This is a genomic window from Gluconobacter japonicus (assembly GCF_002723975.1).
In the GTDB taxonomy this organism is placed as follows: domain Bacteria; phylum Pseudomonadota; class Alphaproteobacteria; order Acetobacterales; family Acetobacteraceae; genus Gluconobacter; species Gluconobacter japonicus.
Genome location: NZ_BEWO01000008.1, coordinates 20,871 through 41,832, shown reverse-complemented (window position 1 = coordinate 41,832; position 20,962 = coordinate 20,871). Strand labels below are relative to the sequence as shown.

The window sequence follows — 20,962 nt, the reverse complement described above, 5'->3', positions numbered from 1 at the left end:
TATGGGAATGAACGTCGGAGGAGGCGGCGGTGACGACGAAGTGGTGTCGGCAATCAACACCACTCCCCTCGTCGACGTCATGCTGGTGCTGCTGATCATCTTCTTGATCACCATCCCGGTTGCCACACACTCAGTGAAGGTCAAGCTGCCGGTTGATGCGAATCAACCGACACAGACCAAGCCGGGGAACGTTGTTCTAGCTGTGACCTCAACAGGTCAGGTTTACTGGAACACCACCCCGGTCAAGACACACGATGATCTGCTGAACCGCCTCGTTGAGGTGGCCAAGCAGAAGCCGCAGCCGCAGGTTCAGATCCGCGGTGACGGCGCTGCCAAGTATCTGGCAGTAGGCCAGGTGGTCGCTACCGCTCAGGAAGCCGGTATCGCCCATGTGGACTTTATCACCGAGCAGCCTCACTCGAACTGAGGTTTTGCCGGTCCGTCTGAAAACGGGCCGGCACCCTCTTTTACGTCACCCTTTTGGAGAACCGCCGTCATGGGCATGAGCGTCGGATCGGACAGCACGCACGAAGACGAAGGTATCGTCGATATCAACACCACGCCGCTGATCGACGTGATGCTGGTGCTGCTGATCATGCTGATCATCACCATCCCGCTGCAGACTCACTCGGTGGCTATTGATCTGCCCCAGGGCAATCCTCCGCCATCCACCGAGCAGCCCAAGCTGGTTACAGTCAGCATTGGCTACGACAACAGCATTTCCTGGAACAGTGAGCCGGTTACATCCGAAGCAGCACTGCAGGCCCATTTTGAAGCCGCAGCTGCAGAAGGTGACCAGCCTGAAGTCCATATTCACCCTGACCGTCTTGCAGACTACAAAACAGTTGCCCACGTCATGGCTGATGCACAGCGTCTCGGCGTGACCAAACTGGGTATCGTTGGTCTGGATCAGTTCATGGAAGGACAGTAATTCGTGTTTTTGTCCCTTAACCGCCGTCTGGGCGCCCGCTCCCTTCTGCTGGCTGGCGCTATTGGTACCGCTCTCATTGCTGGGCCTGTTGCTCATGCAGACGATGTGCTGGGTCAAGCTGTCGGCAAGGATCTTCAGCAGGCGCAGAGTGCTCTTGCCTCGAAGAGCTACGATAAGGCCATGGCTGCGGTAGATGCTGCAGATGCGGTCAAGGGCAAGACGGATTACGAGTCTTACACGATTGCCCAGATGCGTGCGGCAGTTGCAGCTCAGTCCGGTAATGTGGACGCTGCGACGAAAGCGTATGATGTTCTCATCAACAGCGCCCGCACGCCGAAGGCGGCCAAGGGCCAGATGCTGATGGCTCAGGCGACGATGGCCTACAGCGCCAAGAAATACGCCGCTGCCATCCCGCCGACAGAGCGTTACCTGAAAGAACATGGTCCGGATCCCCGCATGCAAACCATGCTGATCCAGTGCTATTACTTGCAGGGCGACTGGAAGGGTACGGCCAAGGCGGCTCAGGAGCAGGTGGATGCCACGATCAAAGCTGGCAAGACGCCCGCTGAGAACCAGCTTCAGATGCTTGCTACGGCCTACACGAATCTGAAGGATGCGGACGCAAAGACGCATGCCTATGTTCTTCTGGCCAAATACTATTCCAAGCCTGATTATTGGGCTGTTCTGATCCATGATCTGGTGGCGAACCCAAATCTGGCACCCCCGCTCGTGTTCTATGTTGAGCGCCTGCGTCTAGCGACTGGCGTCCTGAAAGATCCGTCCGATTATCAGGATATGGGCGAGCGCGCTGTACAGATGGGTCTTTCCCAACTGGCACTCAACCTGCTCAATCAGGGGTACGCCAACAAGTCTCTGGGGAACGGCCCATCAGCTGCCGCTGATGCCAAATTCCACGCTTTCGTTGCTCAGCGCGCTGCAGCTGATCGCGCGCAGTTGGCGCAGGCTGCCGCTGCGGCGCCTACAGCTCCAACTGCAGGTCCAGCCCTGACGACGGGGTACAATCTTGTGCTGAATGGTCAGGCGGATCAGGGCCTTGCTCTGATGAAGACTGGTCTTGGCAAGAACCCGCGCTATCCGGATCTTGCACAAGTCGAATACGGTATGGCGCAGATGGATGCTGGGCAGAAAGCCGAAGCCATTAAGACGTTTGAAAGTGTCTCGAGTAATGGTCCTGCAAAGGACGTTGCAGAGCTTTGGGCCCTTCTGTTGTCTCGTCCTGCTGCTCACTGACGGCAGTTGCGATCTTGGGTCATGGAAAGCGTCGGGAGGAATCCCGGCGCTTTTTTTGTTCAGAATGGCAAGATTGAATCCATGACCTGCTGTCCGTAACGCGGAGTCTGGATCTGGGTGATGGTGCCCCGGCCGCCGTAGGAAATCCGTGCTTCTGCCATGCGGTCATGGGTTACGGTATTGTCGGCCGTAATATCCTGTGGTCTGACAATGCCGCTCACGCCGAGTTCCCGCAGTTCGCTGTTTACCCGGACTTCCTGCTTGCCCATTACCACGAAGTTTCCGTTTGGCAGAACCTGCGTAATGGTTCCTGCCAGACGCAATGTGACCGTCTCGTTGCGGATGATCTTGCCTGTCGCACTGCTGTCGCTACTGCTGGCTGTATTGAGACTGTCGGCACCCGTTACAGCGCTGATAATTTTTCCCTTGATCCCAAACAGATTCGGGATTCCAAATTTCTCATCAGCCGCTCTATTTGCTGTCGTGCCATTATTGAAGGCAGCATTGTCAGTAATGTCTACGATGATGGTGACCAGGTCTCCAACCTGGGAAGCCCGTTGATCCTTGAAGAAGGCGCGGCTTCCGCTACGCCACAGACTTGATGCTTCCGGTGGGGGCGCTCTCAACGGAGGCATGGGCATCGTCACAGGGCGATAACTGGCTGCCAATGTGGGATCGCTGATGGACGTCATTCTGGGTGGTCGGCCTACTTCCGACAATTGAGCCAGAGAATTGCAGGCAGACAGTGCCGGGAGCAGGCTCACTAGGCCCAGACAGCGCATAACACTACGAGATGGAAGCAACATGTGTGGGATAATTCCGCCTGTTCCGAACAGAAGTATCCAACCATAAGCTTTGTAAAAAACAGGTTAACTCGAGAGGATTTCAGCCTCTAAGTCGCGTTTTTGGGTATTTGTGAAGATGTAAATATCCACATTCAATATCCGTATCGAAAACGATATTTCCGGAACAAGATTCGCTTCTGAGCAGCTGAAGACAGGCTGTTGGGGGGGGGGGCAAAAATTCCAATCGGGAACCGGGAGCATGACAGACCGTTTCTAAGGCTTCAATTCGCTCTGCGGAGGATGACCTACGTGCGTAAATCAATTCTGCTTCTTCTTGCTCTGTCTGTGTCCTGTGTCACGCTGACGGCTTGTGAACATCACCGGACATTTGGCGAAAAAGTTCGTGACACTGTGGACCCGCCAAAGGGGCCGATCGAGAAAGCAGGGCGTTCAGTTGACCGGACGCTTGGAAACTAAGCTCTTCTAATGGGCTGGAGCTTGTCTCTTGCCCATTTGCGGAATGTGGTCGAAAGAAGGGGTATGGCGGAACGGCCGTGCCCCTTTTTGCTGTCGTCTGGTCGCCCGCAAAGGAGAATGATCCATGTCGTCCGTTCCGAAAAAACTCATTTTGGTAACCTGTAGAGCGTTCCGTTTTTCTCCTGGGCAACGGTGAAAGCGGTTATGCGTATTCTTCTCACCGGTGGTCATGGGTTCGTCGGGACGCACCTGAAAATACGTCTGAAAGAGCGCCTTCCAGATCATGTGCTGATCGAGGGGCAAATGGATATTCTGGACCGTGAGGCTGTAGAGCGCGTTGTTCAGGATACCCGGCCGGACGCCTGCATCCACTTGGCGGCAGTGTCATCCGTTCTGGAAGCCAGTCAGGATACACGTCATGCCTGGCAGGTGAATCTTGATGGCACCATGAATCTTGCTGAAACATTTCAGCAGCATGCACGGCATATCCGCTTTGTTTTTGTGTCGTCCGCCGAAATTTACGGAGCGTCTTTTGCAGAGGATAAACCCTTGGATGAGACAGCGACAGTCGCACCGCTGAACACCTATGCCGCAAGCAAGGCAGCGGCCGATATGGCCGTGGGAATGCTTGCGAAGGAAGGTTTGCATGTTGTCCGGATGCGTCCATTCACCCAGGCAGGAAGTGGACAGGATGCGCATGCTATTCTTCCATTTCTGGCGGCTCAGGTCGCGCGTATTGAAGCGCATCAACAGTCTGAAATCGTTCTTGGCCATCCAGATGTTGGTTACGACATCCTGAATGTCCGCGATGCCTGCGATGCTTATATTGACGCTCTGGCACTCCCGGAACCGCCGCTTGATGGTACGGTGCTGAATATCTGTAGTGGTCAGACAAGAACTGCCAGTTCTATCCTGAGTGACCTGATGGAACTGGCGGATATAAAAGCAGAGATTCGGATTGACCCGACGCATCCTGCGCCTTCAGGTCTGGAAAACATGCAGGGTAATCCGCAGGAAGCGGAACAGCTTTTAGGATGGACGCCTCAGATTTCGTGGAAAAATACGCTTGAGGAAGTCCTGAACGACTGGCGGTGGCGCATTCGGTCCTGAAGTCTCAGGGCAACAATTCCATCGTCCAGTCGAGAAGAGTTTTTTCCGACGTGACCTGATAGGCCGGCATGCCTGCGGCTGCAGCGGCCTGAAGATCGGTTTCCTGATCGCCGATCAGGAAACAGTCGGCAGGTTGGACTTCCCATTTCATCAGCAAATCCTGAATCATTCCTGGGGCAGGTTTTCTCCACTCACTGTCCTGTCGATAGTGTTCAATCGCTGCGGTGGGATGGAAGGGGCAGTATCGCCAGTCATCAATGGTGGCCCCTTCTGATCGGATAGAGGCAATAGCCCAACTCATCAGGCTTTTGACGTCATCTTCGCTGTAATATCCCCGTGCCACGCCAGACTGGTTGGTAACGATGAAAATATGGTGCCCACTGCGGGCAATTCGGCGGAGAGCGGAAAACGTGCCGGTAATCCATTCAAAGCGTTCCCGCGTGCCGATATAACCGTGATCGTAGTTCAGCACCCCATCCCGATCCAGAAACACTGCAGGGCGGTGCAGGGGATAGGCGGAGAAGGGAAGGGTGTCCGGTGACAGAACCGGAGAGTCTACGGTAATTTTTTCACTGTGTGTGTGGAACAGGCTCATAAGGGAGGTCGAGGCAGGCATAGTTTTCAATGCCTGTTTGCTCAGAAGCGTCAACGCTGGTGTCCCATTCGGGTCCACGACACTTCGTGGCGTCTCCAGATGTGCGGTCATCAATGGGAGCAGCGGGAAGACAGCGCCATCGCAAAGACGGTCCCCTCGTGCCAGAAAAAACGTCTCCGACAGCAGAGGGGCAACCTGCTGCAAGGCTTCAACCGTGAATGTTGGAAGGGTGTATGTTGTCAGAGTCCCCTGTAGAGGAAGTTTCTCATGGAGGCATGGGAGAAAGTCTGACGTTCCCGCCGTTGTGAGCAGTGTAACATCAGTTATGCCGAAGCGCTGATAATCCCGGAGAACGCGAAAGAAAAACGACTGTCCAGCATAAGAGCGCAGGGCTTCTCCAATGTTGGGAAGAAGCAGGACGCATTGCGGAACTCTCGAAATCATACGTCAGGCGTTTGAGGGCATAGAGCGCGTTCTACAAGAGCACAGACAATATGGGCTGCTGCGATATGCATCTGCTGAATCAGAGGTGTCCATCCAGACGGAACACGCAGGACGAAATCGGCATCCGGAAGCTCGACACAGTTTTCGCCGGTGAAGACGACGGTTGTGATGTTCTGTGAACGCGCGGCTTTGAGCGCCTGTACGATATTTGGGGAGCGGCCAGAGGTCGTGATGCCCAGAAAGACGTCGCCTTTCCGCCCTAGCGCCAGAACCTGCCGGGAAAAGACATGATCAAAACCGTAATCGTTTCCAATGGCCGTCAGACCGGACGTATCCGTCGTCAAAGCAATGGCAGCAAGCGGGCGACGGTCATACATCAGACGGGCCGTGAATTCGCCAGCAATATGCTGGGCATCTGCTGCGCTGCCACCGTTACCGGCTACCAGAAGTTTTCCATCTTTTTCCAGTGCGGAGGTGATGGTTAAAGCAATGCCCGCCATCATGTCCGCGCAGGCTTCATGCTTGGAAAAGGCGACCATGGTTTCAGCAGACTGGCGGAGGTAATCCTGAAGATAGTCCCGCTCGGAGGCTGGGAGACTGTTCAGCAGGTCGGATGTCGGGAACTTGGACATCAGGAATGGAAACTCCGCAGGTCAGGTCAAAAAAATGTGTGGAGACCTTTTTCAGGTCACCTCATGATGAGAGACAGAGGGTTTTGAAGAGCATCTGTCAAGCAAGGCCTTTTATGAAACTACCCGTTTCTTTCGCGCTCAAGATCGGAACAGTTGCCTGAGGCAGGGCGTTAAACGGGTCTATCCGCCAGGAGACGACCCCGATGTCGCAACATCTTGCCGAAAATTCTTCCAACAGTTCCGTGACGGCTTTGAAAGCGAGTGAAACTAACACCCCGCAGAAGGAAAAATGGTGGAAAGAAGCTGTTGTCTATCAGGTGTACACAAGGTCTTTCAGCGACAGTAACGGTGATGGCATAGGCGATCTCCCCGGTTTGATAGACAGGCTGGATTACCTGAAATCCCTTGGGGTGCAGGTCATCTGGCTGGCCCCGCATTATGATACGCCCAATGTCGATAACGGCTATGATATCCGTAATTACAGAGCGATTGATCCTCTCCAGGGCACTATGGAAGATTTCGACCGGCTTGTTGCGGGCCTGCATGAGCGGGGAATGAAGTTGATTGTGGATCTGGTCATCAATCATACCAGCGATCAGCATGAATGGTTTCGCCAGAGCCGATCGGGGCCGGATAATCCTTACCGTGACTTCTATATCTGGCGCGATGGGCGTGATGATGGGCCGCCCAATAACTACCTATCGATATTCGGAGGCTCTGCCTGGGAAAAAGACGAGGCGAGCGGGCAGTATTATCTGCACTATTTTGCCAAGGAACAGCCTGATCTGAACTGGGAAAATCCCAAGGTCCGTCAGGAAGTGTATGACATCATGCGCTTCTGGCTCGACAAGGGAGTGTCTGGGTTCCGGATGGATTCCATCTGTTTCATATCAAAACTCCCAGGACTGCGGGATCTGACATTAGCCGAAATGGAAAGCCTGGAGCATGTGTATGTTACAGGTCCCAAAATCCATGATTACCTTCAGGACATGCACCGTGAAGTTCTTGCCGGTCGTGATCTGTTGACGGTTGGGGAAGCATTTGGCGTGTCTTTTGAGAACACACCTGCGTTCGTTTCGGAAGCCCGCAACGAACTGACGATGGTGTTCCACTTCGAAATTGTTCGCCTTGGCCGGCATGACTGGCAGGTACAGGATTGGACGATCAAAGATCTGAAAGCGGTTTTGCGAGGAGAAGATACCTCGTCAGGGCCGGATGGCTGGTTAACGTCTTTTCTGGAAAATCATGATAACCCACGTTCCGTGTCATGGTTTGGCGATCCGTCTCCAGAAGGTCATGGCCCGTCCGCCAAGGCGCTGGCCACTCTCCTGATTATGCGTCGCGGGACGCCCTATATCTATCAGGGTGAAGAAATTGGCATGACCAATATTCATTTCGATGGAATAGAGGATTTTCAGGACATCAACGCAAAAGGGATCTGGAACAACACGGTTGGCATCGGGAAAATGCCTGCTGAAGAGGTTCTTCATAGCCTGCGGAGAATTAGTCGTGACAATGCCCGCACCCCTATGCAGTGGGACGCCTCGGATCATGCCGGGTTCACGACAGGCTTACCGTGGTTCCGCGTGAACCCCAATTATACCGATATCAACGTCGCGCAGCAGGATGCTAGTCCTGACTCCATTCTGAACTACTACCGGGCCCTTATTCAGCTTCGTGCCAGCCAGAAAGCTCTGATTTACGGAGATTTTGAAGATATTGATCCGGATCATCCTTCCGTCATCGCTTTTACGAGGACGCTAGGGAGCGAGCAGTTTCTGGTTTTGATCAATATGTGCGGTGAAACCGAGCACTATATTCTGCCTCACGGGCTGAAGATTGCAGAAGTGCTGTTGGATAATATGTCCGCATCAGTCGGGAACGGCCTGCCAGATCTCAAGCCCTGGCAGGCCGGCATTTATCGGCTGGCACCGCCAGCAGAAATCTGAACAGATATCAGACCCACTACAAACTGCTCTCTGATACAGAAAATACCAGAGAGCAGGCGCAGGAGCAGAATCAGAAGCCCGTGGACACGGACACCAGAGCTGCAAAGCCACCACCAACAACATAAACCGGGCTGGCACCTTTGATCGTGCTGCCATAGACGCCTTTGGTCGCCTTGGCGTTTCCGGTCGCACTGGATGCGCCGGAAAGATAATTATTGTCACCCAGATTCACCAGATTGAGCTGAATGGTTGGGTGTTTTGCTGGACCAAGCTTCTGCATCCGATACCCTAACGTCATGTTGGATGTGACGTAGGAGTGAAGGGACTGATCGTTCATGAATGTTGTGTATTGCGTATCCACATAACGGAGCGCAAAATTCCCGAAGAACGTGCCGTCATCGTAACGCAATCCGATTGAGCCTGTGAATTTCGGAGAGCTCGGCGCTTTTTTTCCTGCAGTCGGCAGATAATCCGATCCGGCATTATAATTATTGTCGATCGTGGCATGCAGATACTGGCCGGACAGATACGGGCTAAAATGATGCCAGTTACCGAGTGCCAGTTCCGCCTGTACGCCACGCGCTGTTTCACCCCCCACGTTCAGAGGCTCTGAAACAAGACTGTTGGTCCCTGGGAGATAGCCGTAGGACGTAACCTGATGATTGGTGATGTTGTAATTGAAGAACGAAATTGCAGCATTATAGAAGCCATGATGGCGATAGCCGATTTCTTCCCCAATTGAATATTCAGGCTTCAGGTTGCCCGGCTGCTCAACAGCTGTACTAGAGGATGGATCGAATAGCTGGGAGTACACTTCCACGGAACCCGGCGCACGGAAAGCGGTCGTTCCGTTGATATAGATCTGGTCGTGGTCCGTCAGTTTGTAGGATGCATAGAACTCTGGCATCGGTTCGAAGTAGTTCTTGGCGTTTTTGTAAGGGTCTGCCCCCGGAACAAGGTTTGTTCCTTGACGGGAGAGCATGGTTGCTTTGAAACCGCCGGTAATTTGCAGCCTGTCATTTAGAAGATGAACGGTATCTGCCAGATACAGCGTGTTGGACTGCTGCTTGAAGTTCAGATCCCACGGCGTCAGAATCCGGCCATCCGCCACGCGGATAGGGTCATTGTTGAACCCGGATACAGAATTGCCCTGAGCGTCGGTCTGAATGTAATTCGCCAGTTCTTCATGCTGGGTGTACGCGTACCAGTAGCCGAATGTCAGCGTATTGTACTTCGTGGACCAGACCAGAGACGTGTTCAGACCTGAAGACTTCTGGTTCCAGGGATCAACAGCCTGTGTCGTCGCCATTCCATCGGACGTGAGATTGGAAAGGTTGAGGTTACCTGCTGCTCCCGTCCCGAAATAGCTGTTGGCACTGCTGATATTCTGCCCCCATACAGCAGGTCCAAACATGTGAACGTAATAAGGTGCCACATTGAGCTTAAGATGATTGCTCAGGGTGAAGTGGGAGGGCGCCATGACCGTCATGGCATTATTGATACTCTGGTTCAGGCCATAATAATTGGCATCGCCCAATGTATAGTGCCCATCATAATTATAGCTGCGGCCATATTTGTTCCAGGCTGCCATCGTGGGGTTCATATAGGACGTATATTTGGTCGCGTTATAGCCAAACACGGCGGAAACGGAGTTCCCGTCGCCCCACTCCTTGATGAATTTTGCATCGGTATGATGGCGGGTACCACCACCCGGACCGCGCCAGTTATTCCAGGACATATGAGAATAGGAAACGAAGCCGCGAATACCGCTATGACCGATCTCGCCGGTTTCAAGGCGCAGAAATTCCTTGTTTGTGCTGTGCGTTCCGCCAGTGAGGGATAGATAACCGCCAGCTTTATGGCTGGGGTTGATTTCCGACATCGTGATCTGGCCGCCCACCGCATTGTAGAGCGGAGCATCAACATCTGGAGAGCCCTGCGAAACCGTCACGGAGCCCAGATTTTCGGTATCAACAATCGTGCCCGTATAAGGGGCATATCTGATGGGATCGGCAATCGGAATGCCTTCAAAAAGATAACCGATCTGCTCTTCATTCATGCCGCGGATATTCAGGGAGTCACCGGAAACGCCCAGAGGGTCCTGACTGTAGGTTACAACACCAGGCAGATTCCCAATCAGGGCCTGAACATTCGATGTCGGGCTCATCTTCGCAATGAAGTCGCGGGTGATGCCGCTTTGTGAACGGGGCGCAGTCTGCACCGGCATCAGGCCACCGCCGGGCGTCGTATTGCTGACACCGTCTCCATAGGCTGCGCCAGTGACGTGTACGCTTTCGTCGCTACGGGCTTCAAGGGTGGAAGGACTGTGGCGGAGCGCAGGTTTGGCTTTGGTGCCCGTCTGAGGTGCTGAACTTTTGGAAACAGCGTGAGCCCGCTGCGTATGAGACGTACGGGCTTCTGCGTATTCGCTGGCGGCCCCAATCACGACAGTTGAACACAGGAGGGCGATGCGGAAGCTGGTTTTGTTCATCGGCTGCTCATGAAATCTGAGGGCGACCGCGATCCCGTAACGGTTGCGGAACATCAGCAGCGTATGAATTGTGTAAAATTGTTGTCAATCAAAAACGATCAGATTTATTCTTTTTTTTGATTTTGTTTTGATCATCCAGTCAGATTGCTGATTGAACAATGACGGTAAAGTCCTCAGTGGGCCCTTTTCCCGTCAACCCAGACTTCCGTAACGCGTAGATTTTCATCCAGAATCGTGAAATCTGCCAAAAGCTCGGGAGAAATCATGCCTCGATCATGCAGTCCCAGATAGGTTGCCGCATTGGTGCTGACGAGTTTTGCTGCTTCCGGCAGGGACTTTCCGGCCTGGACGGCATTGCGCAAGGCCTGATCGAGTGTGAGCACACTACCCGCCAAAGAGCCGCCGGGCAGACGGACAACACCGTCCTCAATCAGGACATCCTGCCCTCCAAGGCTGCTTGGTCCTTCCGGTTCCCCCGTGCCCCGCATAGCGTCTGTTACGAACAGAAGGCGATCTCCCATCACGCGTGATGCCAGACGGAAACTGGCGGGATGAACATGATGCGTGTCGAAAATCATCTCGGCATAAGCCGTGTCACTGCACATCAGCGCCGTAACGGGACCAGGCTTGCGCCCTTCAATGGGAGACATGGCGTTGAAGAGATGCGTCGCGCCAATCGTGCCGCCAGCGCCGCACACCAGGCAGATGGCGCGCTCGGCCCCATCATGATCCGTCGTGGTATGGCCGAGACTGACACGCACATCAGCCTGAGCGAAACTGCGCATTGCGGTTTCGGCATGCTCAAGTTCTGGCGCTAGCGTGACGACACGAACACATCCCGTTGCAATCGCGTCCTGAACTTTGTCGGGAGACGGAGGAATTGCAAATGGAGGCTGTGCACCAAGTTTGTGCGGGCTGACGAATGGTCCTTCCAGATGTGCACCATGAATGCGCGGACCATTCTCGACGCCGCGTTTACAGACTTCTGCCACAGCCCGCAGAGCGTTCATGACGTCGTTCCAGGGTGCGGTGATGGTTGTCGGCAGAATGGTGGTTGTGCCGTGCGCCATATGAAAGCGGGCCAGAGTCTCAATGGCTTCAACACCATCCATGGTGTCAGCGCCGCCACCGCCATGGACATGCCCATCAATGAAGCCGGGAAGAATATAGCGCTTCCCAGCGTTTTTCAGAGGCTCCAGATCACGGATATGGCTGTCGAAGGTGACACGTCCCGGAACAATGCGATCACGGAGAACGAGGTTACCATCGAGATGAGAGGTCATTTTTTCTGGTCCAACGGCAAGAGGCCCGTCTGTCCGTAGCGACGGGCGTAGAAAAGAACTGCGAGATAGGAGGGCAGGACGAGGAGTGCAAACATCGCCTGAAAGCCGACATAGGGCTTCAGCAGAACATAGATCTGCGGAATGATCGCGCCACCACTATACGCCATGACGAGCAGGGCCGAGGCTAATGGTGTCCATGGGCCAGCACCCCGGATGGCAATCGGGAAGATCGTCGGCATGATCATGGCGTTTGTGGCACCCAGCAGAGCAACGCAGAGCACCGAAGCGTAACCATGCGTCAGGAAGGCCGCAATGGTCAGGATGCAGCCGCCAATGCAGGAGAACTCAAGAAAGCGCTCCTGCGTGATGATGCGTGGAACAACAACGAACCCGGCCACATAGCCCGCTAGCATTCCGGCGAGGGTCAGGGACGTGAAGAACTTGGTCTGGCTTAGGGGAAGACCAAAACCCTGCCCGTATGTTCCGATGGCGTCACCGGCCATGACTTCGATGCCGACATAGATGAACATGGCCGCGATGCCGCAGACGAGATGCGGCCGGAAGATCTTCTCACTGCTTCCGCTCACGCTGGGAAGGGACGGGGCCTGAAGTTCTGGTAGGGGGAAGAAAACCACGCCCGCCGCAGCCACCATTAGAACGACAGCCATGCTCATATACGGCGCATAAATGGCATGAACAAAGCTGTTCAGAATGGCGTCTCGTGCTTCTGGCGTTGCAGCAAGCTGAGCCTTCTCAGCAACGTTTCCGATATCGCCCATGACGACTGTGGCCAGTACGATAGGTGCCAGAATACCGGCGAATTTATTGCAAACACCCATGATGGCGATACGCTGGGCGGCCCGTTCGGAAGGGCCCAGCAGGCTGACCAGCGGGTTGATCACGACCTGCATCAGCGCAAGGCCTGAACCCAGCACCAGAAGCCCGGCCAGTGCGCCGCCATAAATGCGCATGGAGACGAATTGCCCGAACAGAGCCACGCCTGCTGCGCACAAAACCAGCGCCCCGGACAAACCACGGCGTAAACCCAGTGAACGGGCAACAAACGACGCGGGAATGGAGAATAGGAAATATGACAGATAGAAAACCAGAGGCACTAGAAAGGCGCTGACGTCTCCCAGTGAGAACGCAACCCGGACAAACGAGATCAGCGGCCCGTTCAGCCAGGTCACAAAACCCATCATGAAGAAGATGGCGGCGGCAACACCAAGTGGACCAGGGCCGTATGAGCCAGTCAGGCTGTCCGGGGAACGGTTCATGTCACTTCTGCTCCACAGGCCTGATCGTACAGGCCAAGAACTGTGTCGATTGCGGAAAGAATGAGTGCGCGCGGATGCCGTGGAAGCAGCCCGTTGCGGATTTTTTCATACTGCACAGGCAGGAACTGGCTCAGAAGGGGATCTGGCAGCCCTGTTTCCTCAAGCTGGCGCAGAAGCATTTCAACAGCGGCTTCCGCATCCGGTTGAGGCCAGTAATAGCGGATGCGGTCGCTGTAAGCATAGTGACGGAGAGTGGCGAGTTTGCTGTCCGTGCCTTCGTAATGGCCACGCCACTGCGCAGGCTGCTGCGTCATGATCCGTTCCATGACCTCCCGCAGGCTTTCCTGCTGCGGCAAAAGGACAGAGCGGATGCTGTCCAGCCCATACAGGGCTTCACGCAGGGCAAAGGTCAGACCTGGTCCGACCTTCAGGAGCAGGAAGCCGTCTTCTACAAGCGCGCGCAGGGCGGAGAGGGGCTGATAATCGGTCGAATGAGCTTCGAAGATTTGGCCCGGCATCCTGTTCAGCGTGGCCGAAAGAGACTGCGCGCGTGGCCGGTCGTAAACCACGACATCTTCCACACCGAATTCCACCCCCGGCTGAACAACAAGCCCGATCACACGGTCCCAGACGTCATCGCCCAGAACGCGGCGGAACAGCGTTTCGTGAATCTGAAGTGTGGCAGTGGCAGCGTCCGGAGAGGTCGGCTCCAAATGGTCCAGAGCCTCAGCCGCACCACCCGGAACAGGTACTTCCGTTCCGATAATATAGACGGCCTGACCGGGAGCCGCGCTTTCGGCGCGCTGTGCAAGGGCGCAGGCGCGTTCGGCAACAGTTTCATCGGACAGCGCAACCGGTTCGCCCGCACAGCCCATGCTGGCATCGAGATGCAGTTTGACGAAGCCCGCTTTCGCAAAGGCTTCAATCATGGTCAGGGCCTTCTCCATGGCCTCCTGCGGGGGCAGGGATTTCCATGGATTGGGCCCAAGATGGTCACCACCAAGGAGAACAAGATGTGCCGGGCAGCCGACCTTCGCAGCAATGCCCAGCACAAGATCCCGGAAATCTTCCGGGGTCATGCCAGTATAACCCCCCTCCTGATTGACCTGATTGCAGGTCGCCTCGATCAGGACAGGCCGACCGGTTCTGGCCGCGCGCTGCAATGCGGCTTCCAGCACCAGCGGACGCGCGGAGCAGACGGAGGCCAGACCCTTGCGCTGTGCTGCGGGAACGGCTGGGTCATGGGCCTGTTTGACGAGGTTCAGAAAGGGAGAAATGCTCATGATCAGGCGATCGTCACGACTTTGGTGAGGTGACGCGGTGCCAGGGTATCAAGGCCCTTGGAGCGGGCGACATATTCACCGAAAAGCTGCAGCACGGGCAGAACGATCAATGGGCGCACATCCGCGCCTTCCTTGACGCAGAGAGAGACTGTGCCAGGGCCACCGAGGCCCAGAACGCGTGCGCCCTTGGCCATCAGATCCTTGGCGAGAATGCTCTCTTCTTCCAACGTGTCCGGGTGGTACAGGAAGACGACGAGAGAGCTGTTATCAATCAGGCTGATCGGGCCGTGACGGTATTCCAGCGGGTGATGCGCTTCCGTCTGGCTCAGGCTCATTTCCTGAAGCTTCAGGGAGCCTTCGCGTGCAACACCATAAAGCGCACCAGCGCCCAGGAACACGAAATGGGACCGACCTTCGATCAGCGCCTTGAGCTGTGGGTCGGCCTCGTTAAGGAGCTCTTCGGCAGCCTTCGTCGTCTCCGGCGTAACGGCAATACCCGCATAACGCAGGCCCATCAGCAGCATCAGACTGGCTGATGCCGTCATGACGATCCCTTCTTCAGCGTGCGTTTCAGCCAGAACAGTCTCGTCCGCGTTTTTTTCCAGGCTCGTGTCTTCCGCACAGGTGAACGCCGTGACGTGCAGTCCGTTCTTGCGGCTTTCGATGGCAGCGGCAACGGTTTCGGTGGATTCACCACTGCGGGAAAGCGCCAGAATGTTCGGGCGAATGTTTGAGGGCACGTAGTCCTGCGGGCGACGGGTCCATTCATTGCCCGCGACAGCGCGGGAGAACACTCCGTGTGCGTTCAGGCTGGCGGCAATAGAGTCTGCAATATGGACTGATGTGCCACAGCCAACAACGACCGTTACGGTTTCAGGGTCCGGGTGGACATCCCGCATGTCCACCTTGTTCCAGAGGGGAAACTGTTCGCGAATACCGCGTTCGGTAGCGTTCATGAGAGAGCCTTTCAGGAGCCAAGTCCCGCAGCGCCAAGCGTACGGGCAAGAGATGTGATCCAGGACGCATCAGGCGTCCATCCAGCTTGACGGGCCGCAGTCAGGAGACCGCCGCCGATAGGAGGTAAAAGCGGAGAGACAGGCGTACCGCACTGCGCCGCGATGGCGTTGCGCAGGAACGGACTTTGAAGCGTGCCCCCCGCGTAGCTCCAGGGCAGTTCTACGTCCGGCATTTTGGTTCGTGCCGCCCGAATATGTACGGCCAGTTCGGTTGCGGCAGTATTCAGAAGGGCCGCGGCGGGTGTGCAGCCGTTTTCAGCCAATGTCGAAACATGGCGTGCCAAGGCAGCAACGGCGGAACGCGGATGCTCCAGATTGCCGTACCACTCAAGAAGGGCAGGGGTGCAGAGCTTTGGCTCCGAGGGCAGACCCATGGCCATACAGAATGGTTCCAGAAAAGCGAAATCCCGCGTGTTCCGGCCATCCAGAATATGGGTCAGAAGCGTCAGGGCATTGCGGCCAATCTGATAGGCGCTTCCTTCATCGCCAAACAGGCTTCCCCATCCGCCAACGCGACAATGTTGACCTCGCCCGTCCGAGGCCCAGGCCATGGAACCAGTGCCAGACAGAACAAGCACCCCCGGTTCGCCACTAAAAGCGGCGTAACAGGCCATGTCCACATCGTTTGTCAGGGAATAGGGGATTTTGCCAAGATTCTCCGACACAGCAGCTTCTTGCCGTGCGCAAAGTGTTGCGCTTTCACCGTAACCCGCAAGTCCCAGACCAACGGCCTGTGTCGAGGTGGGAAGTAACTTGAGCAGCCCCGTCAAACGTTCCCGCCAAAGCGGCTGATCGAACGGATTTGTGCCACCGGTCTGCTCAACATTGGCGATTGCGCCGTCAGAGTTGAGCACCACAAGAAGGGTCTTGCTGCCGCCACCGTCAATCGCTGCGATACAGGGTTCAGTCACGGCAAAACTTTCCGGGGCCATTTGATCCTTTTCCGATATGACCGGTCGCAACGCGGTCATGTCAAGTCATCTTTGTGATCGAAATGTTCCAATTTCGATCATTTCATGCGTGCTTCCCAAAAAGCCTGAGCGTGACTAGAGTGGTTGCGTCATGGCCCACAGGGGAGAGCGACCTTGGCTTCCGACCGTCTGACGCAGATTCGTCACTATCTTTATCTGAACGGCATGACTGGCGTTCACGAACTGGCTGAGCAGGTCGATGCATCGCTTGCAACGATCAGGCGTGATCTCCAGCGACTGGAAGAGCAGGGTATTGTCATCCGGACACATGGTGGGGCGTCCCTCGCCGAGTCCGTTGATCGTGAAGTGGCGTTTGAAACCCGCGAAAATCAGGCTCTGGATCATAAGCGCGCCATTGCGGATGAGGCCTTCTCCTGTCTGAAACGCGGCTCTGCTGTCTTTTTCGATGCTGGAACGACTGTATTGCAGCTCGCCCGACGTCTGCGCATTGACCCGATGCCCCTGACGGTTTTCTCCAATAACATCACGGTATCAGAAGCCCTGAGCGGGGTTGAAGGCGTTGAGATGATCCTTCTGGGTGGTCGTCTGCGTCATGCCAACCGTAGTCTTGTGGGGATTTTGGCGGAGCAGGCCATCGAAAATCTCTGGTTCGATCAGGTTTTTCTGGGTGCCAGTGCCGTGCAGCCTGACGATACGATTTCGACTCCGGATGGCGAGGAAGCAAGCCTGAACGCTGCCATGATGCGGCGTACGGAAGAGTGCTTCCTTCTCGTAGACAGCATGAAGTTCGGGCGTCGGTCCACTTATAAGGTCGGGCATCTGGATCAGGTGTCCTGCGTCTTTACGGATACGGAACTGGACCCGGGACAGGTTCAGGCTTTGCGGGAACGCGGGCACAAGCTTGTTCTTGCAGGGCATGCAGAAGGAAACAGCGATGACACTGAATGATCCGCGGATTGTAGCGGAAGTTGAGCCTCTGGCTGATCTTTATGAAAAGGCGCTCGGAGAAAACGATCTTCAGACGCTGGATGATCTCTTTTACGCTGGACCAGAGACAGTTCGTTATGGCGTTGGCGAAAATCTGTACGGCATTGAGGAAATTCGTGAGTTCCGAAAGAAGCGGCCCGGCGGTTCGCCTCCACGGTATGTTCTGCGACGTGTGATTACAACGATCGGTCAGGATGCTGCTGTCGTGGATCTGGAGTTCCAGCGAAAGGGTGGCACGAAAATTGGCCGTCAGAGTCAGACATGGTTTCGTACACAGAACGGCTGGAAAATTCTCGCTGCCCATGTTTCCCTGATGGCAGACATATCCTGAAATTGCCCCTGAAGGAGCGAAAGTGGCGCCATGAGCCTGTCAGAAGATACCGAAATCAAGGTCCTTGCCGCCGCTAACAGGCTTGAGATTCCTACCGAATTTCATGAAGGGGTGCGTACAAACCTTGACCTTCTACGGTCGTACGCGACGCTGATTGAGGGCATGGACCTGTCCGACCGGCTTGAGCCAGCGTTTGAGTACGAGCCATGAGCGGTCTGCAGTTCCGGACGCTGGATATCGCCGCAAAGGTTCGGGGTGGCGACATTTCTGCGACTGAAGTTACCAAAGCTGTCTTCGCGGATATTGCCCAGCGCGATGAGCGCCTGAATTGCGTCACCCGGCCGTTGACGGATCGTGCCATGGCAGCGGCTGCTGCGGTGGACGCTGCTGTTGCGGAAGGTCGTGATCCGGGAGCGCTGGCAGGTGTGCCATTCGGGATCAAGGATTTGTTCGATGTGGCCGGTCAGGTGACAACGGCTGGATCGAAAGTTCTGGCCAATGATCCGCCTGCTACGCGGGATGCTGCCCTTGTCACGCGCCTGATTGATGCGGGGGCCATTCCTGTCGCGCTGACGAACATGGATGAGTTCGCCTACGGCTTTGCAACAGACAACGCCCATCATGGTGTTACGCGGAATCCGCACGCGCCGGATCATCTGGCGGGGGGATCTTCGGGTGGGTCCGCCGCAGGCGTGGCGGCACGTTTGTTCTCGCTGGGGCTGGGATCCGACACAAACGGGTCTATCCGTGTTCCGGCTTCTCTGTGCGGAATCTGGGGACTCCGTGCGACACAGGGGCGGCTTCCTGTCGAAGGGAGTTATCCGTTTGTTGCCAGCCTCGACACTGTTGGCCCGTTTGCCGACAGTGCGAGCGGTCTGCGCGCCTGTTTTGAAGCGCTGGTTCAGACCGAAAACGCTCCTGTCGATGTCGGGGCGCTGAAAGTGGCTCGTCTGGGCGGATGGTTCGCGGAGAACATGTCGGCTCCGATGGCAGATGCTGTGGACGCATTGGGCGAGCGTCTGGGTGCAACACAAACAGTCGAACTGCCGGACGTGGCCCGTGCGCGGGCGTCGGCATTCGTCATCAGTGCATCGGAAGGTGCGGCTCTTCATCTGCATCGGTTGCGCACCCAGGCGCAGGATTACGATCCCGCCGTTCGCGATCGCCTTCTGGCAGGCGCGCTTTTGCCCGCATCCCTGATTTTTCAGACCCATCGCCTGCGGAACTGGTTCCGTGCCCGGATGCATGAGGCCTTTGCGGATGCGGATATCCTGCTGGCTCCAGCCGTTGTGGGTGAAGCGCCGCGTTTCGATCAGCCCTTGATTGAGGTGGGTGGCAAGATGGTCTCGGCACGCGCGAACCTTGGGCTTTATACCCAACCGCTTACACTGGCGGGTTTCCCGGTTCTGACGGTCCCTATGAAGACGGTGGGCCTTCCATTGGGGGCACAGCTTATTGCGCGCCCTGGCCGGGAAGATCTGCTGCTGGCTCTGGGCGAGTCCCTGGAACGGGACGGCAGCGCCGTTGCTCGTCTGGTCTGAGGATTAAAAAGAGAGCCGTCATTGAGGCGGCTCTCCTGCCAATTTTACCAGGCTGCGACAGCCCCATCACTTCTCGGGTCTGTCGCTCCTTCAAAACGTCCATTGCTGTGGCGAACGATCGCGCCCGCATGTCCCATCACAGAGGACAGAGACGGAAGTTCTTCAATGACGTGGCCAGCTTTGTGCAGCGCCTGTACGACCTCCGGTGCAAAACCCGGCTCCAGTTTCAGGGACGTGCTTTCTTCGCCCCATGTCCGGCCCAGCAGCCAACGCGGACGGCAAATGGCCTCCTGCAATGGCACCCCATAGCGTGTATATCGGCTGAAAATGGCAGCCTGTGTCTGTGGCTGTCCTTCCCCACCCATTGTTCCGTAAACCATTGTGCGTCCGTCGTTCAGGCGAGCAGCGGCAGGATTCAGGGTATGGAATGGTTTGGAACCCGGAAGCAGGCAGTTCCAGCCTGAGGGTTTGAGACGGAAAGATGAGCCGCGGTTCTGCCAGAACAGACCACTTTGCGGCAGCATCACACCAGAACCGAACTCAAAATACAGACTTTGGATCATGCTGACTGCGACGCCGTTGCTGTCAATCGCGCCCATCCACGTCGTATCGCCCCACTGGGTTTCTTCGGTCCAGGGGAAGGCTTCGGTCATCGAAATACGGGCAGCCATGCCATCCAAGGCGTTCTGATCTGCCAGAAGAGCGCGAATGTCGGCTTCAGCGGTAGAGCGTCCGTCAATCTCGCGATTGCGATACCGGAAGGCCTGCTTGGTGGCCTCGATCAACCCATGCAGATGTTCAAAGGTTTCCGGTCCGTCATGATGGGGGAGGCGGTCTTCCAGGGCCAGAATTAACAGCGACGCTGCGCCCTGTGTGGGAGGCGCCATATTATAAAGCGTGCCCAAAGAAGTCTGGACTTCCAGAGGGGCTTTGACTTCGGCTTGATGAGTCAGAAAGTCGTCCAGACGGAGAGGGCTGCCTGCGACTTCAAGATCGGCGGCCATCCCCTTTGCCAGATCGCCTTCATAGAAGCTCCTTAGGCCATGCTGCACAAGGCTGCGAAGCGTTGCGGCAAGGAAAGGAGACGTCTGAATGCTTCCTTCTACCCATGGGGCATCTCCCGGAAGGCAGGTAGCGCGGAAGGTTGGATCACCAGACAGTTCAGCCTGTTTTGACTTGAGAAGACCCGCTTCACTCTCGGAAACCACGCGCCCTGTGCTGGCATAATGAATGGCATCGCGCAGAAGCCGCTCAAGAGGCAGATTGGGCTGATGTCCTGCGCTCTCCTTCAGTGCGGCTTCCCAGCCAGAGACCGTTCCCGCAACCGTATTCGCTGCCAGACCACCACGCCAGGGAATGATGCTGTGTCCAGCCTGTGCATAAAGATCAAGCGTTGCGTTGCGCGCGAGGCGACCACACGCATCAATCGCGATCGTTTTTCCATTGGGATATGAAATTACCCAGAACCCATCCCCGCCGAGACCAGTCATGTGCGGATAGACAGCGGCCAAAGCCGCGGCAGTTGCGACCACAGCCTCAATGGCCGTACCGCCATCTTTCAGAACATCAAGGCCTGCCTGACTGGCCAGATGGTGAGGAGATGTCACCATCCCGCGTAGAGAATTGGGTGTCTGCATGGGAAATACC

The 20,962-nt window shown here is 55.9% G+C and carries 20 protein-coding genes; 10 read left to right on the top strand and 10 right to left on the bottom strand.

The annotated features are described in order from the left end of the window. Position 1: 1 nt before the first annotated feature. The 3 genes from GJA01_RS07245 (at position 2) to GJA01_RS07235 (ending at position 2,182) form a co-directional block, all read left to right on the top strand. Entirely contained in the window at positions 2 to 427 is a 426-nt protein-coding gene (locus tag GJA01_RS07245) for an ExbD/TolR family protein (protein ID WP_010503621.1), read from the top strand. 69 nt (positions 428 to 496) lie between these two features. Next, positions 497 to 931, top strand: coding sequence for an ExbD/TolR family protein (locus GJA01_RS07240; protein ID WP_010503620.1), 435 nt, complete (start codon positions 497 to 499; stop codon positions 929 to 931). Positions 932 to 934: 3 nt separating this feature from the next. Then, the gene (locus GJA01_RS07235; RefSeq protein WP_062504097.1) at positions 935 to 2,182 is read left to right on the top strand and encodes a hypothetical protein; all 1,248 of its coding nucleotides are present in this window, start codon (positions 935 to 937) and stop codon (positions 2,180 to 2,182) included. 59 nt (positions 2,183 to 2,241) lie between these two features. Here GJA01_RS07235 and flgH read toward each other — a convergent pair whose 3' ends face one another. Next, complete coding sequence (gene flgH, locus GJA01_RS07230) at positions 2,242 to 2,988, bottom strand: flagellar basal body L-ring protein FlgH (protein ID WP_023944565.1); 747 nt, start codon at positions 2,986 to 2,988, stop codon at positions 2,242 to 2,244. A 288-nt stretch (positions 2,989 to 3,276) separates the two neighbouring features. On the opposite strand from flgH, the gene GJA01_RS15240 reads away from it, so the two are divergent. Continuing rightward, entirely contained in the window at positions 3,277 to 3,444 is a 168-nt protein-coding gene (locus GJA01_RS15240) for a hypothetical protein (protein ID WP_010503616.1), read from the top strand. Between the two features lie 204 nt (positions 3,445 to 3,648). Continuing rightward, entirely contained in the window at positions 3,649 to 4,554 is a 906-nt protein-coding gene (locus tag GJA01_RS07225) for an NAD-dependent epimerase/dehydratase family protein (RefSeq protein WP_062504098.1), read from the top strand. Positions 4,555 to 4,558: 4 nt separating this feature from the next. Here GJA01_RS07225 and GJA01_RS07220 read toward each other — a convergent pair whose 3' ends face one another. Beyond that, positions 4,559 to 5,593, bottom strand: coding sequence for an HAD family hydrolase (locus GJA01_RS07220; RefSeq protein WP_062504100.1), 1,035 nt, complete (start codon positions 5,591 to 5,593; stop codon positions 4,559 to 4,561). After that, positions 5,590 to 6,225: a D-sedoheptulose 7-phosphate isomerase gene (locus GJA01_RS07215; RefSeq protein WP_062504102.1), complete on the bottom strand. Its 636-nt coding sequence runs from the start codon at positions 6,223 to 6,225 to the stop codon at positions 5,590 to 5,592. The genes GJA01_RS07220 and GJA01_RS07215 overlap by 4 nt, the downstream gene beginning before the upstream one ends. Positions 6,226 to 6,428: 203 nt before the next feature. On the opposite strand from GJA01_RS07215, the gene GJA01_RS07210 reads away from it, so the two are divergent. Further along, positions 6,429 to 8,174, top strand: a complete 1,746-nt coding sequence (locus GJA01_RS07210) for a glycoside hydrolase family 13 protein (RefSeq protein ID WP_062504104.1) — start codon at positions 6,429 to 6,431, stop codon at positions 8,172 to 8,174. Between the two features lie 70 nt (positions 8,175 to 8,244). Here GJA01_RS07210 and GJA01_RS07205 read toward each other — a convergent pair whose 3' ends face one another. The 6 genes from GJA01_RS07205 to GJA01_RS07180 all read right to left on the bottom strand — a co-directional run bounded on the left by GJA01_RS07205 (position 8,245) and on the right by GJA01_RS07180 (position 16,456). Further along, positions 8,245 to 10,665, bottom strand: a complete 2,421-nt coding sequence (locus GJA01_RS07205) for a TonB-dependent receptor (protein ID WP_062504106.1) — start codon at positions 10,663 to 10,665, stop codon at positions 8,245 to 8,247. 173 nt (positions 10,666 to 10,838) lie between these two features. After that, positions 10,839 to 11,948, bottom strand: a complete 1,110-nt coding sequence (gene nagA, locus GJA01_RS07200; RefSeq protein WP_062504108.1) for an N-acetylglucosamine-6-phosphate deacetylase — start codon at positions 11,946 to 11,948, stop codon at positions 10,839 to 10,841. Then, a complete protein-coding gene (gene gluP, locus GJA01_RS07195) occupies positions 11,945 to 13,225 on the bottom strand; it encodes a glucose/galactose MFS transporter (RefSeq protein WP_062504110.1) in 1,281 nt (426 codons plus the stop codon). The genes nagA and gluP overlap by 4 nt, the downstream gene beginning before the upstream one ends. Continuing rightward, positions 13,222 to 14,508 (bottom strand): D-tagatose-bisphosphate aldolase, class II, non-catalytic subunit, encoded by a 1,287-nt coding sequence (locus tag GJA01_RS07190; protein ID WP_062504112.1) that lies wholly within the window; start codon positions 14,506 to 14,508, stop codon positions 13,222 to 13,224. The genes gluP and GJA01_RS07190 overlap by 4 nt, the downstream gene beginning before the upstream one ends. Positions 14,509 to 14,510: 2 nt before the next feature. Next, positions 14,511 to 15,464: an SIS domain-containing protein gene (locus GJA01_RS07185; RefSeq protein ID WP_062504114.1), complete on the bottom strand. Its 954-nt coding sequence runs from the start codon at positions 15,462 to 15,464 to the stop codon at positions 14,511 to 14,513. An 11-nt stretch (positions 15,465 to 15,475) separates the two neighbouring features. Continuing rightward, a complete protein-coding gene (locus GJA01_RS07180) occupies positions 15,476 to 16,456 on the bottom strand; it encodes an N-acetylglucosamine kinase (protein ID WP_062504115.1) in 981 nt (326 codons plus the stop codon). A gap of 153 nt (positions 16,457 to 16,609) precedes the next feature. On the opposite strand from GJA01_RS07180, the gene GJA01_RS07175 reads away from it, so the two are divergent. Genes GJA01_RS07175 through GJA01_RS07160 form a run of 4 tightly spaced genes read left to right on the top strand, consistent with a single transcriptional unit; the run spans position 16,610 to position 19,315 of the window. Continuing rightward, positions 16,610 to 17,404 carry a DeoR/GlpR family DNA-binding transcription regulator gene (locus GJA01_RS07175; protein ID WP_023944576.1) on the top strand — a complete coding sequence of 265 codons (795 nt, stop codon included), beginning with the start codon at positions 16,610 to 16,612 and terminating at the stop codon, positions 17,402 to 17,404. Beyond that, on the top strand, positions 17,391 to 17,774 hold the full coding sequence (gene hpxZ / locus GJA01_RS07170) for an oxalurate catabolism protein HpxZ (RefSeq protein WP_062504117.1): 384 nt from the start codon (positions 17,391 to 17,393) through the stop codon (positions 17,772 to 17,774). The genes GJA01_RS07175 and hpxZ overlap by 14 nt, the downstream gene beginning before the upstream one ends. 30 nt (positions 17,775 to 17,804) lie before the next feature. Beyond that, positions 17,805 to 17,984, top strand: coding sequence for an AtzG-like protein (locus tag GJA01_RS07165; protein ID WP_061930451.1), 180 nt, complete (start codon positions 17,805 to 17,807; stop codon positions 17,982 to 17,984). Continuing rightward, on the top strand, positions 17,981 to 19,315 hold the full coding sequence (locus GJA01_RS07160; protein ID WP_062504119.1) for an AtzE family amidohydrolase: 1,335 nt from the start codon (positions 17,981 to 17,983) through the stop codon (positions 19,313 to 19,315). Before GJA01_RS07165 ends, GJA01_RS07160 begins: the two co-directional genes overlap by 4 nt. Positions 19,316 to 19,359: 44 nt before the next feature. Here the strand turns inward: GJA01_RS07160 and GJA01_RS07155 are convergent, their stop codons facing one another. After that, a complete protein-coding gene (locus GJA01_RS07155; protein WP_062504148.1) occupies positions 19,360 to 20,925 on the bottom strand; it encodes a gamma-glutamyltransferase family protein in 1,566 nt (521 codons plus the stop codon). Positions 20,926 to 20,962: the final 37 nt, after the last annotated feature.